Here is a 13258-nt window from a genome sequence, read left to right as displayed (position 1 = left end):
GGGCCGAGGAGCGCAGCCGAAAACGGATCAGGGCGAGCGATTGTCTGAGGCGCTAGCCGAGTTCGAGCTCGATCCCGTTTTCGGCGAGCACCGCAGGTTGCCCGTAGCGCAGCGGAGGGACCCGGACCATCGGGTCGCCTTCTCTTTGCTTACTTTCTGTTGGCGACGCAAGAGAAAGTGAGTCGCCCGCCGGGGCGAGACCCGGCTTGGTGGCAGAGCAACTGATTCGGAAGCCACCCAGGAAGCAGTAAAAAATCACTTCCCCCTAAAATCACAACGTGACCCTTGCCTCCCTCCCCCGCCGCCCCATTCGCGAACTGCCCGACGAACTGATCAGCCAGATCGCTGCAGGCGAGGTGGTGGAGCGCCCGGCCTCGGTGGTGCGGGAGCTGGTGGACAACGCGCTGGATGCCGGCGCCACGCAGGTCACGGTGCGGCTGCAGGCCGGCGGCGTGCGGTTGATCGCCGTGGAGGACGACGGCTCCGGCATTCCGCAGGGCGAACTGGCAGTTGCGCTCAGGCGGCATGCCACCAGCAAGATTTCGTCGCTGCAGGACCTGGAGGCTGTCGGCACCATGGGTTTCAGGGGCGAGGCGCTGGCGGCGATCAATTCGATTGCCGACATGAACCTGCTGTCGCGGACCGAAGGCGACAGCCACGCCTGGCAGCTCGATGGCCGCTCCGGCGAGCTCAAACCGGTGGCACGCAGTCGCGGCACCACGGTCGAGGTGCGCGAGCTGTTTTACGCAACACCGGCGCGCCGCAAGTTTTTGAAAACCGACGCCACCGAACTGGCACACTGCATCGAGGCGGTGCGCCGCCATGCGCTGGTGCGGCCCGACGTGGGTTTTGCGATCTGGCACGAGGGCAAGCTGGTCGAGCAGTGGCGCGCCTGCGACGACGCGGCGGGCCAAAGCGCCCACGACCAGCGCCTGGCCGATGTGCTGGGCAGCGAACTGCTGGCGCAAAGTGTGGCCGTCGATTACCGCTCGGGCACGCTGCACATCACTGGTCGCGCTGGCATTCCCGATGCGGCGCGGGCGCGTGCCGACCAGCAGTTTGCCTATGTCAACGGGCGTTACGTGCGCGACAAGGTGCTGACCCACGCCGCGCGCAGCGCCTACGAGGACGTGCTGCACGGCCACCGCCAGCCGGTCTATGCGCTGTATGTGGCGATGGATCCGGCACGCGTGGACGTCAACGTGCACCCGACCAAGATCGAGGTGCGTTTCCGCGACAGCCGCGAAGTGCACCAGGCGGTGCGCCATGCGGTTGAAAACGCGCTGGCGGCCCCGCGTGCGGCTGCGGCCGCGCTGGCAGCACCGAACGGCATCATTCCCGGAAGTTTTGAACCAAATCGGCCGCTAGCCCATGCCGGATGGGCGCAACCAGCTATCAATTTCGGAGCACAGCAGGCTACGCGCCAGGATGCACGCGTTTCCGACTTTGAAGCGATGTGGCCTTCTGCAAACCCTTCCGCAGTTCTCCATGAGCCTGACCAGGGGTTTCACAGGGCAGAGGCTTCGCCCGCGCGCAGCGACAACGCCGACCTGCCTCCAGGTGACTGGCCGCTGGGCCGCGCCATCGCGCAGTTGCAGGGCATTTACGTGCTGGCCGAAAACACGCAGGGCCTGGTGATTGTGGACATGCACGCGGCACATGAACGCATTGTTTACGAGCGCCTGAAAAGCCAGCTCGACACCGCCGCGGCCATCAGCAGCCAGCCGCTGCTGATCCCGGCCACCTTTGCCGCCACGCCGCAGGAAGTGGCCACCGCCGAGGCCAGCGAACAGACCCTGAAGGCGCTCGGCCTGGAGATCACGCCGTTTTCGCCACGCACCCTGGCGGTGCGTGCGGTGCCGACCAGCCTCGCGCAGGGCGACGCGGTGGAACTGGCGCGCAGCGTACTGGCCGAACTGGCCCAGCACGAGGCCAGCACGGTGATCCAGCGCGCGCAAAACGAGTTGTTATCGACCATGGCCTGCCACGGCGCCGTGCGCGCCAACCGCAAACTCACCCTCGACGAGATGAACGGCCTGCTGCGCCAGATGGAGGCCACCGAGCGCTCCGACCAGTGCAACCACGGCCGGCCAACCTGGCGTCAGGTCACGGTCAAAGAGCTGGACAGCCTGTTTTTGCGCGGGCGCTGAACACCTGCACGGTCGCCGGCCGGAATCAGCCCAGCCACCAGGCCAGTGCGCCTGCCAGGCAGCTCACCGAGGCCACCACAGTCAGGCCCGCGCGCAGGCCCAGCCAGCCGCTCAGACCGAAGCGGAGGTACAAGCGACGATCGACCCCATAACAGGCGATCAATGTGGCCGGCGCGAGCAGCAGGCCCCAGCGCGGGGGCAGCAAAACCGCCAGCCAGCCCAGCAGGCTGGGGCTCACGCCCCACAGCAGCTGCGCCGCATCCGTCGTCTGCTCGCGCATGGCCAGACCCCAATGGATGCCCCCCAGAAAACTCGCGATCAGCGCCGCGTAAACCAGCAGCGCTGCGGTTGGCAGCCGATCCTGCAAGCCGACCAGCCAGACAGCTGCCGCGCCGGCGATGAAAGGCACGAGGCCCGCCACACCCAGCAGCCGGGCCAAGGGCGAAGGGGCCGCCAGTGTGCCCGGTCGGTCCGGGGCACCGCCGGGTAAGGGATGCAAAGATGACATCACCCCAGTTTAGAACAAGCCCCTGGCTATTTCATAGCTTCACCAACCAGACATCAGCGGGAGTACAAGATGCTGCAAAAATCAATGTGCATGCGAACTTTTACAGCCCTATTCACTCAGTCATGAACATGAAACGCTGGACCCTCTTCGCCGCCCTCGCCCTGGCCCTCGGTTTTGCCGTCCTCGCCGGCTGCAGCACCCTCGACGAACGCCAGCGCGCCTGGATCTTCCAGCCCAGCGACCGGACCTGGAGCGGTGGCCTGGCCGCAGCCGAAGGCATGGACGATGTGTGGATCGAGCTGCCCGCCGCCTCAAACGGTGAGGAGCCGGTCAAGCTACACGGCCTGTGGCTGCCTGCCGATCAGCCTAAAGCGCCCATTCTGTTGTACCTGCATGGCGCGCGTTACAACGTGACCGGCTCGGCACCCCGCATGCGCCGCATGCAGGAACTGGGTTTTTCGGTGCTGGGCGTGGACTACCGGGGCTTTGGCAAAAGCACGCAAGCCCTGCCGTCTGAGGAAACCGCTTACCAGGACGCGCGCGCCGCCTGGGACTGGCTGGCCAAAAAATATCCGGACCGGCCGCGTTATGTGTTCGGTCACTCGCTGGGCGGGCCCATCGCCATTCACCTGGCCACCGAGGTCGGCGACGAAAGCGGCACAATTGTCGAGGGCACCTTCACCTCGATCGCTGACGTGGTCAGCACCTCCAAGTGGGGTTGGGTGCCAGTGTCGCTGCTGATCACCCAGCGTTTTGAAGCCGCTCGCAAGGTCAGCAAGATTGGTTCGCCGCTGTTGGTGGTGCATGGCGGTGAAGACCGCCTGATCCTGCCCGACCTGGGGCGCAAGCTGTATGAAGCCGCGGCCCAGCCCAAGCGTTTTGTGCTGGTCGAAGGCGGCTCGCACCACAACACCAATTCGGTCGGCCAGGCCCAGTACCGGCAGGCGCTGGCAGAGTTGTTCAGCCTGAAATAAGCGCCTCGGGAAGCGCCAGACAGTGCTTGCGGATGCGCGGCTGATCACGCGCCGCAGAGACTTGTTCAGCGCTTCCCCCATCTGCTACCCTCAGATCAATGCCGCTTACCCCGCCCGCTGCCCTGTCCTCCCCCATCGCTCCGGCCATGCCCGCCGCCCTGGTGGTGCTGGTGCTCACGCTGCTGCTGGGCATCCAGCCCATCACCACCGACCTGTACCTGCCGGCGCTGCCTGCGCTGACTGAAGGCTTCGGCGCACCGATGGCGCAGGCGCAGCTCACGCTGACCGGCCTGTTGCTGGCCTTCGGTATTTCCCAGCTGTTCTGGGGACCGCTGTCCGACCGTTTTGGCCGCCGGCCCATCCTGCTGTGGGGCCTGGGCGCTTACGTGCTGGCGGCCATCGGCGCGGCGCTGGCGCCGTCGATGGCGCTGCTGATCATCTGGCGCATCGTTCAGGGCGCGGCCATGGGCGCCGCTGTGATGTGCGCGCGCGCCATCGTGCGCGACCTTTACGCACCGGTGGCCGCTGCACGTGCCATGTCGCGCGGGCTCACCGGCCTGGGCGTGATCGCCTGCCTGAGCGCACCGCTGGGTGGCCTGCTGTCGGACATCTTCAACTGGCGCGCCGCCTTGCTGGCGCTGGCGGTGTTCGGCGCGGTCGCGCTAGCGATGATCATGCTGCGCTTTGAAGAAACCCTGACACTGAAAAACCCGCGCGCACTGGAGCCGCGCACCCTGGTGCGCACCTGGTGGACCATTGTGCGCAACCCGACCTTCGTCGCCTTCTCGGCGCTGGCCACCGCCTCCTACGGCGGGCTGTTCACCTTCCTGGCGTCTTCGTCCTTTATTTTCATCAAGGTGCTGGGCCTGTCCAAGACCGACTACGGTCTGGTGATGTTTTCGATGTCTTTTGTTTATGTGCTGGGCACCTTCTGGTGCCGCCGGTTGTTGCCACGTTTTGGCGTGCGCCGCTCGGTCGCGTTGGCCGGCGTCCTGACGCTCAGCGGCGGCCTGCTGATCGGCACGCTGGCCTGGGCCGGCATCCACAATGTCTGGGCCCTGCTGCTGCCTTATTACCTGTTTGTTTTTGCGCATGGTGTGCACCAGCCCTGCAGCCAGAGCGGCGCCGTCAGCCCCTTTCCCGGCGCAGCGGGCGCGGCATCGGCGCTCAATGGCTTCCTGATGATGCTGGCCGCCTTTGCCATGGGCGGCTGGCTCGGCAGCCACATGGACGGCACGGTGTTTCCGCTGGCCTATGGCGTGTTGTTCTGGAGTGTGTGCGTGTCCGTGACGGCCTGGACGCTGGTTCAGAAACACGGCGACCCGGCGGGGCTGGCCGCCGCACCGGTGCGCCCATGACCGCAGCGCGCTGGATCGGGCTGGCCGGACCCACCGCCTCGGGCAAAACCGCTGCGGCGCTGGCGCTTGCGGCGCAGCAGCCGGTTGAAATCATCAGCGTCGATTCGGCCCTGGTCTACCGCGGCATGGACATTGGCACCGCCAAACCCACGGCGGCCGAACTGGCCGCCGCACCGCACCACCTGATCAACATCCGCGATCCGCTGCAGGCCTACAGCGCTGCCGAGTTTGTGCTTGATGCCACGCGGCTGATCGGCGAGATCAGCGCGCGCGGCAAGCTGCCGCTGCTGGTCGGCGGCACCATGCTGTATTTCAAGGCGCTGCGCGACGGGCTCGACGACATGCCGACCGCCGACCCGGCCGTGCGCGCTGAACTCGAAGCCGAAGCCGCGCAAAAAGGCTGGCCGGCGCTGCACGCCGAGCTGACGGCGGTTGACGCCATCACGGCGGCGCGGCTGGCGCCCAATGACTCGCAGCGCATCTCTCGCGCGCTGGAGGTGTTTCGCGTCTCGGGCCAGCCGCTGTCTTTTTTCCAGAAACAAAACGCTATCGAAAAAGGAGCTGCTCACGCCCGCTCGGAAAGGGCTGGCGCTCTGATTTCTCTTGAACCGCAGGACCGCGCCTGGCTGCATGAACGTATCGCGCAACGCTTCGACACCATGCTGGCCAGCGGTTTTCTGGACGAAGTGAAGGCCCTGCGTGCGCGCGGCGACCTGCACACGGACCTGCCATCGATGCGCTGTGTCGGTTACCGCCAGGCCTGGGAAGCGTTGGATGGCGACTGGCCGCTGGCCGAGCTGCGCGAGCGCGGCATCGCCGCCACGCGCCAGCTCGCCAAGCGCCAGATCACCTGGCTGCGCTCCATGCCAGACCGCCACATCGTCACCTGCGACGCGCCGGATGCGCTGCAGCAGGTGCTCCACGCAGTCTCCGCCCTGGGGACGAGGACCACAGTCACATGACAACACTCCCGCCGGTTTTTACCGTTCCCGTCTGTCATCCCGGACTTGATCCGGGATCCATGTCGCACAAACCACTTTCCCGGCCCGCGTCGCATGGATTGCGGGTCAGGCCCGCAATGACAAAGCCGGCGGGAGGCGCCCTGCCATGAGCCTACGCATCCACCAGCTCGGCAAACACTATGGTGAGGTCGCCGTGTTCTGCAACGTGTCGCTCGACGTCGCCCCCGGCGAGTTTGTGGCCATCGTTGGCGAATCGGGCGTCGGTAAGTCGACCTTGCTGAACTGCATGGCCGGGCTCGACAGTTGGGACAGCGGCTCGGTGGCGCTGGACGGTGTCGACATCGGCGCTCTGGGCGACGACCAGCGCGCCCTGCTGCGCCGCGAAAAAGTCGGTTTTGTGTTTCAGGCCTTTCATGTGTTGCCGCATCTCGATGTGGCGCAAAACATCGCGCTGCCGCTGTTGCTGCTGGGCCAACACGACGATGCCCGCGTGTCAGCCATGCTGGCCGCCGTCGGCCTGGACGGCCTGGGCACACGCCTGCCGCAGCAGCTGTCGGGCGGGCAGTTGCAGCGGGTGGCGATTGCGCGCGCGCTGATCCACCGCCCCGGCCTGCTGCTGGCCGACGAGCCGACCGGCAACCTCGATCCGACCACCGCCGCCCGCGTGATGGACGCGCTGGTGGCGCAAACGCGTGAACACGGCGCCTCGCTGGTACTGGTGACTCATTCCGAAACTGCGGCGGCGCGCGCCGACCGCGTATTGCATCTGAGCAGCGAAGGCATACGCGCCTGACAACCTGAACGTCCTCCTGCCATGAGCGCATCCTGTTTTGAGACCCTGGAACTGCTGCCGGTCACGCCGCCCCGGCAACTGTTTGTGCTGCTGCATGACGCCGGCGGCTCTGCGGTGGACATGATGGATTTCGCCAACCGGCTCGGCGAAGCCTTTCCCGAAGCGGCCGTCGTGATGCCCGAGGGCGCCGAGTCGATCCACCTCGGGCAGACCGAGCGCCACTGGTTTACGTCTTTTGAACTGACCGACAGCAACCGTACGGAACGCGTGGCCAAGGTCGTACCCGCGCTGACCGCCTTCCTGCGTGAGCAGCAGGCGCGGTTTGGCATCCTGCAGTCCGACACCGCCGTCGCCGGTTTCGGTCAGGGCGCCACGCTGGCGCTGGCGATCAGCGACATACACGACGGCCTGGCCGGCCGGGTGCTGGCCTTTTCAGGCAGCTACGCCGCCCTGCCCGACAAGGCCCCCGCCCTGACCACCTTGCACCTGTTGCACGGACGGCAAGACAGGGCGGTTCCCGCGCAAGTGACGCAGCAGGCTTATGCGCGGCTGATGGAACTTGGCGCCGACGCCACCTGCGACATCGCGTCAACCATAGGCCACGCGCTGCATCCTGCGCTGATGGACCAGGCGGTGCAACGCCTGCTGACCTGCGTGCCGCTGCGCTTCTGGCGCTCGGCCTGAGGGGGCTGCCGTTTCAGCCTTCGGCCAGCAGCGCGGCGTAACGCGCCAGGTCGACATTGCCACCGCTGATGATCACGCCCACGCGCATGCCACGGATCGCCGCAGCATCGGCGCAGGCACCGGCAAACGCCAGGCAACCGGTCGGCTCCACCACCATCTTCATGCGCTCGGCAAAAAAGCGCATCGCCTCGACCAATTGCGCATCGCTGACGGTCAGGATGTCGGTCACATCGCGCCGGATGATGCCAAAAGTGTAGGCGCCCAGATGCTGGGTTTGCGCGCCATCGGCGATGGTCTGCGGCACCGGAATCTGCACGATGTGCCCGGCGCGCAGCGACTGCTGGCCGTCATTGCCAGCCTCGGGCTCGACCCCGAACACCTGACAGGCGGGTGACAGCGCGCGTGCGGCCAGGGCCGAGCCGCTGGTCAAACCGCCGCCGCCCAGGCACACATACAGCCGGTCCAGCGGACCGGTCTCTTCAATCAGTTCTTTCGCGGCGGTGCCCTGGCCGGCAATCACGTCGGGATGGTCGTAAGGCGGAATCAGTGTCATCCCCCGCTCGGCGGCCAGCCGCTGCGTCAGGGCTTCCCGGTCTTCGGTAAAGCGGTCATAGAGCACCACCTCGGCGCCGTAGCCACGGGTGGCGGCCAGCTTGGCGGCCGGCGCGTCCTGCGGCATCACGATCAGCGCCGGCATGGCCAGGAGCCGGGCCGACAGCGCCACCGCCTGTGCATGGTTGCCCGATGAAAAAGCGATGGCCCCGGCGCGGCGCTGCGCGGCGTCAAATTTCGACAACGCATTAAACGCGCCGCGAAACTTGAAGGCGCCCATACGCTGAAAGTTCTCGCATTTGAAGAAGAACTGCGCGCCCCAGCGCGTATCAGCGGTGGCAGAACGCAGCACCGGTGTGCGGTGCGCATGGTTTTCGATCCGCGCGGCGGCGGCAACAACATCGTCATACGTGGGAAGCTGCATCACCAGGGCCTTTCATGAATATCAGGACAGAACCATAACGCAATCACGGCCGGCGCCCCGAAGGGCACAATCAGCACATGCGCGCGCTGCTTTCCACCTTCTCCTGGCAGGAGCTGCTGCACCACCGCTGGCGCAATGCGGCCGCGGTGGCTGCGGTGATGCTCGGTGTGGCGCTGGCGTTTTCGGTGCAACTGATCAATGCCTCGGCGCTCAGCGAGTTTTCCCAGGCGGTGCGTTCAGTCAATGGCCAACCGGATCTGGAGCTGCGCGCGGTGCGCGGCGGTTTTGACGAAGCGCTGTATGCGCGTATTGCGGCCCACCCGCAGGTCGTCGCAGCCAGCCCGGTGCTCGAACTCGGCACCTATGCCGTCGGTGCCGATGGCCAGCGTGTGGCCCTGCGCGTGGTCGGCGTCGATGCGCTGGTGGTGGCCCGGCTGGCCCCGGCCCTGATGCCGGTGCCCGCTGCCGATGCGGCACGTTTGGCGCTGTTCACACCCGGCTCGGTGTTCCTCAACGCGGCAGCCCGGCAGGCGCTGGCCGGCCAGCGCCTGCGGCTGCAAAGCGGCCTGCAACTGCTGGACGTGCAGGTGGCGGGCAGCGTCGCCGCCGGCGGCGCGCCGCTGGCGGTGATGGACATCGCTGCAGCGCAGGAGCTGTTTGGCCGCATCGGCGAGCTGTCGCGCATCGACCTGCGCCTGCTGACCGGCAGCGACCGCGCCGCCCTCATCGCCACATTGCAGTTGCCGGCGGGCATCACCGCCACCGAACCGGGCGACGACGCCCAGCGCGTCAGCAACCTGTCGCGCGCCTACCGCGTCAACCTGACGGTGCTGGCACTGGTGGCGCTGTTCACCGGCGCCTTTCTGGTGTTTTCGGTGTTGTCGCTGAGCGTGGCCAAACGCGCGCAGCAATTTGCGCTGCTCGGTGTGCTCGGCCTGACCGGCCGCGAGCGCCTGCGCCTAGTGCTGTGGGAGTCGGCGCTGCTGGGCGGCGTCGGCAGCGTCGCCGGCATCGCGCTCGGTACAGCGCTGGCAGCGCTGGCCCTGCGCCTGCTCGGCGGTGATTTGGGCGGTGGCTATTTTTCGGGCGTGGCCCCGGCGCTGCAATGGGACGGGTCTGCGGCGCTGGTCTACGGCCTGCTCGGTGTGGCCGCCGCGCTGGTCGGTGGCTGGTGGCCAGCGCGCGCTGCGCAGAAGTTGCCGCCGGCGCAAACCCTCAAGGGCCTGGGCGCGCCGCCGGCGGGCGGCACCCCGTGGCGGCTCAGTCTGCTGCTGATCGCCACTGCTGGCCTGCTGGCCTTCACGCCGCCAGTGGCCGGCATCGCGCTCGGCGCCTACTTGTCGGTCGGCCTGCTGCTGGTCGGCGGCATCAGCGCCCTGCCCTGGCTGATCGCGCTGCTCTATGACCGCATCGCGCCGCGCGTCGGCCGGCGCCTGCTGCCCTTGCTGGCGGTCGAACGCGCACGCCGCGTGCGTGGCAGCGCTGCGGTGGCCGTGAGCGGCGTGGTGGCCTCGCTGAGCCTGGCGGTCGCGCTGACGGTGATGGTGGCGAGTTTTCGCGACTCGGTCACGCAATGGCTGGACGTGGTGCTGCCGGCCGATCTTTATGCCCGCGCGGCCAGCAACACGGCCGCCAGCGACACCGTGTATTTCTCGCCAGACTTTGTAGCGGCGCTGGCGCAGGTCCCTGGCGTGGCTCGCACCGGCAGCTTGCGCGTGACACAACTGCTGCTGGACCCCGACCAGCCCGCCGTTGCGCTGATTGCCCGCGATCTGCAGGACCCTGCCGCCAGCCTGCCGCTGGTGGGCGAGCCGCTGCAGGTCCCGGCGGGCCACATCGCAATTTATGTCAGCGAACCCATGGTCGATTTGTATGGCGCACAGCCCGGCAGGGTGTTTGCCCCGCTTTCAGAGCCATTCAGGGCTCTAGCCCTTGCCGAACATGGGCTAACAGCTATCAATTCAGGAGCGAGTGTACCGCCTGACGACGGTGCGCCGAAGTTTTTCGTGGCCGGTGTCTGGCGCGACTACGCGCGCCAGTTCGGCGCCATCGCCATGGACCAGCGCGACTTTGAGCGCCTGACTGGCGACCGGCGTGTCAACGACCTGGCCTTGTGGCTGGTGCCCGGCGCGGCCGAGCCGCAGGTGCAGCAAGCGGTGCGCGCGCTGGCGCAAGCCAGTTCGCCGGGCGCAGGCGAACTGATCGAGTTCGCCTCCAGCAGCCAGATCCGCGCAACCTCGCTGCGCATCTTCGACCGCAGCTTCGCCGTGACCTACTGGCTACAGGCCGTGGCGATTGCCATCGGCCTGTTTGGTGTGGCGGCGAGTTTCAGCGCCCAGGTGCTGGCACGCCGCAAGGAATTCGGCCTGCTGGCGCACCTGGGCCTGACGCGCCGGCAAATCCTCACGCTGGTCGCCGGTGAAGGCGCGGCCTGGACGCTGGCCGGTGCACTGGCCGGTCTGGGTCTGGGCCTGGCGGTGTCGCTGGTGCTGGTGCATGTGGTGAACCCGCAGAGCTTTCACTGGACCATGGACCTGGCCCTGCCCTGGGACCGGCTCTTCGCCCTGTGTGCTGCGGTGGTGCTGGCAGGCACCGTCACCGCCTGGCTGGCGGGACGGGCGGCGGCGGGCCGGGATGCGGTGCTGGCGGTCAAGGAAGACTGGTAGGCGCAAAAACGCTATGGCAGGTGGTCTGCCGATGCGCGTTTTCGTTTGCTTACCTTGAAGGGCTGCGGTGCGCGGGATTGTCATCACGGCGCCACGCAGCAAGCCTAGGATGACAGCATCACTTCAACAAGGCCCACATCATGGCGTCCGCTCAATACCGCATTGAAAGCAGGAATCCTTTGCTGGGAAGTCTGCTACCCACCACGCACCAGGCCCTGTACGCCGACCGCTCGCTGGCGGTGGCTGTGGCGGTCAAAAGCCTGGCCGACCCGACGCGCCAGCAGATTCGCGTGGTGCATATTCCCAGCGGGGAAATTGTGTTCCAGACTTCAGAAATCAGTCATTGACGTCATCGCCTGCCCGACGCGGTATCCAAGCCGCGAGAACAGGCAGCAGTGAGGCGCCGCCACGGATTCCGGCTCGGGGCCGCCATCCCGGAACGCTCAGTGCGTGATGACCACCAGCACGCTGCAGGGCGCAAGTTCTATCAACGATTTGGACACCGAGCCGCGCCACCAGCGTGCGGCCCAGCCGTCCAGATGCCGGTGACCGACCACAATCAGGTCGGCGCCGATCTTGCCAGCGTACTTGGCAATCTCGTCCACGGTTTCTCCGAGCAACACCTCGCCTGTGGCCTGGTGGCCGGCCGCAGCAAGCTGGCTCAGGCCCTCGTCGAGGATGTTTTTGTACTTTTCCTTCTCGGCCTCGGCCAGGCTGCGGTCGTACACGCCGCCTTCGACACCGATCAGGTCCATGTAGAGCGGTGTGACGGCAATCAGCGTCAGCGAAGCCTGGCTCCACTGCGCCAGATCGCGGCAATCGAGAAGGGCCTTTTGCCCGGATTTGGAACCGTCATAAGCCAGTAATATTTTCTTGTACATGGTGTAAGTCTCCTGAGCCCAAGGTGAACCGATGGTTTAAAGGATAGACGCTCCATGGCCCGCGTGCAAGGCGCAATCACCCTTGAATGGCTCGGATGGCAAACTGCGAGAATCTGCGAATGCCTGGATCGCCGCCCTTCGTTCACCGCCGTCGCCTGCTGCTGGCCGGCGGCATGGCGGGACTGCTGGGCGCCAGCGGCAGCGCGCAGGCCCTGCCCGCCAAACCATTGCAATTTCCGCGCGATTTTGGTGCGCACCCGGACTTTCGCACCGAGTGGTGGTACATCACCGGTGTGGCCAGCGCCGGTACGCGCAGCTTTGGCTTTCAGTTGACCTTCTTCCGCTCGCGCGTGGACGGCACGCAAGCCATGGCCTCGAAGTTCGCCGCCAAACAACTGATCTTCGCGCACGCCGCCATCACCGATGTGTCGGGCAACAAGCTCTGGCACGACCAGCGCATCGCGCGCGAGGGGTTCGACATCGCCAGTGCCAGCACCCAGGACATGGCCCTCAAACTGCGCGACTGGTCGCTGCAAAGCGATGGCAAGACCCATACGGCAAAACTCCCTGCCGCCGACTTCAGCCTGGACCTGCAGTTCACAGAAACGCAGCCACTGCTGTTGCAGGGCAAGCAGGGCCTGTCACGCAAGGGGCCGGAAGCGAAACAGGCCAGTTATTACTACAGCCTGCCGCAACTGGCGACGCGCGGCGCCTTGAGCATCAAGGGCCAGACCTTCGAGATCACGGGCAAGGCCTGGCTGGACCACGAATGGAGCGAAGAGATATTGCACCCCGATGCCACCGGCTGGGACTGGATAGGCATGAACCTGGACGACGGCAGCGCTCTGACCGCTTTCCGGCTGCGCGACAAGGCCGGCAATGCATTGTGGGACGGCGGCTCGTTTCGCGCCGCCAAAGGTAACGCTTACAGCTTCAGCCGCGGCGAGGTGATCTTCCAGCCCGTGCGCCCCTGGAACAGCCCTTTGAGCCAGGCCAGCTACCCGGTCGAGTGGCGCGTCCGCACACCAGCCGACGTGTACACCGTGCGCGCCGTCATCGACAACCAGGAGCTCGACAGCCGGCAATCCACCGGCGCGATTTACTGGGAAGGCCTGAGCGAACTGATAGCCAGCAATGGCAAGATGGTCGGGCGCGGCTACCTGGAGATGACGGGGTACGCCGCGCCGCTGCGGCGCTGGAAAAGCCCGCTAAGCCAGACCAGCTATCCGGTCGAGTGGCTGGTACGCACGCCAGCCGACTTCTACACCGTGCGCGCCGTCATCGACAACCAGGAGCTCGACAGCCG

Annotated in this window: 11 protein-coding genes and 1 pseudogene; 9 read left to right on the top strand and 3 right to left on the bottom strand. The window is 66.5% G+C overall.

The genetic code is table 11. The features are described 5' to 3' along the window. The first annotated feature begins 278 nt into the window (after window positions 1-278). The gene (mutL, locus tag ACH2CW_RS03490; RefSeq protein ID WP_395055456.1) at window positions 279-2150 is read left to right on the top strand and encodes a DNA mismatch repair endonuclease MutL; all 1872 of its coding nucleotides are present in this window, start codon (window positions 279-281) and stop codon (window positions 2148-2150) included. 25 nt (window positions 2151-2175) lie between these two features. On the opposite strand, the gene ACH2CW_RS03485 is transcribed toward mutL, so the two are convergent. Next, a complete protein-coding gene (locus ACH2CW_RS03485) occupies window positions 2176-2658 on the bottom strand; it encodes a DUF3429 domain-containing protein (RefSeq protein ID WP_395055455.1) in 483 nt (160 codons plus the stop codon). Between the two features lie 128 nt (window positions 2659-2786). On the opposite strand from ACH2CW_RS03485, the gene ACH2CW_RS03480 reads away from it, so the two are divergent. The 5 genes from ACH2CW_RS03480 (at window position 2787) to ypfH (ending at window position 7429) form a co-directional block, all read left to right on the top strand. Continuing rightward, on the top strand, window positions 2787-3632 hold the full coding sequence (locus ACH2CW_RS03480) for an alpha/beta hydrolase (protein WP_395055457.1): 846 nt from the start codon (window positions 2787-2789) through the stop codon (window positions 3630-3632). 98 nt (window positions 3633-3730) lie between these two features. Further along, window positions 3731-4990, top strand: coding sequence for a multidrug effflux MFS transporter (locus ACH2CW_RS03475; protein WP_395055454.1), 1260 nt, complete (start codon window positions 3731-3733; stop codon window positions 4988-4990). Continuing rightward, the gene (miaA, locus tag ACH2CW_RS03470; protein ID WP_395055453.1) at window positions 4987-5952 is read left to right on the top strand and encodes a tRNA (adenosine(37)-N6)-dimethylallyltransferase MiaA; all 966 of its coding nucleotides are present in this window, start codon (window positions 4987-4989) and stop codon (window positions 5950-5952) included. The genes ACH2CW_RS03475 and miaA overlap by 4 nt, the downstream gene beginning before the upstream one ends. A gap of 145 nt (window positions 5953-6097) precedes the next feature. Further along, window positions 6098-6745, top strand: a complete 648-nt coding sequence (locus ACH2CW_RS03465; RefSeq protein WP_395055452.1) for an ABC transporter ATP-binding protein — start codon at window positions 6098-6100, stop codon at window positions 6743-6745. A gap of 21 nt (window positions 6746-6766) precedes the next feature. Then, a complete protein-coding gene (gene ypfH, locus ACH2CW_RS03460) occupies window positions 6767-7429 on the top strand; it encodes an esterase (protein WP_395055451.1) in 663 nt (220 codons plus the stop codon). Between the two features lie 13 nt (window positions 7430-7442). Here the strand turns inward: ypfH and ACH2CW_RS03455 are convergent, their stop codons facing one another. Then, entirely contained in the window at window positions 7443-8405 is a 963-nt protein-coding gene (locus tag ACH2CW_RS03455; RefSeq protein WP_395055450.1) for a threo-3-hydroxy-L-aspartate ammonia-lyase, read from the bottom strand. A 77-nt stretch (window positions 8406-8482) separates the two neighbouring features. On the opposite strand from ACH2CW_RS03455, the gene ACH2CW_RS03450 reads away from it, so the two are divergent. Further along, window positions 8483-11071, top strand: a complete 2589-nt coding sequence (locus ACH2CW_RS03450; protein ID WP_395055449.1) for an FtsX-like permease family protein — start codon at window positions 8483-8485, stop codon at window positions 11069-11071. 140 nt (window positions 11072-11211) lie between these two features. Then, a complete protein-coding gene (locus tag ACH2CW_RS03445; RefSeq protein WP_395055448.1) occupies window positions 11212-11418 on the top strand; it encodes a hypothetical protein in 207 nt (68 codons plus the stop codon). 96 nt (window positions 11419-11514) lie between these two features. On the opposite strand, the gene ACH2CW_RS03440 is transcribed toward ACH2CW_RS03445, so the two are convergent. Next, window positions 11515-11952 carry a universal stress protein gene (locus ACH2CW_RS03440; protein WP_395055447.1) on the bottom strand — a complete coding sequence of 146 codons (438 nt, stop codon included), beginning with the start codon at window positions 11950-11952 and terminating at the stop codon, window positions 11515-11517. A gap of 119 nt (window positions 11953-12071) precedes the next feature. Here ACH2CW_RS03440 and ACH2CW_RS03435 point away from each other — a divergent pair. Continuing rightward, a pseudogene (locus tag ACH2CW_RS03435) lies at window positions 12072-13145 on the top strand (lipocalin-like domain-containing protein); the annotation flags it as partial. Between the last annotated feature and the right edge of the window lie 113 nt (window positions 13146-13258).

It is taken from the genome of Polaromonas sp. (assembly GCF_043778355.1).
Classification (GTDB): Bacteria; Pseudomonadota; Gammaproteobacteria; order Burkholderiales; family Burkholderiaceae_C; genus Polaromonas.
This window is presented reverse-complemented; position numbering and strand designations above follow the sequence as displayed.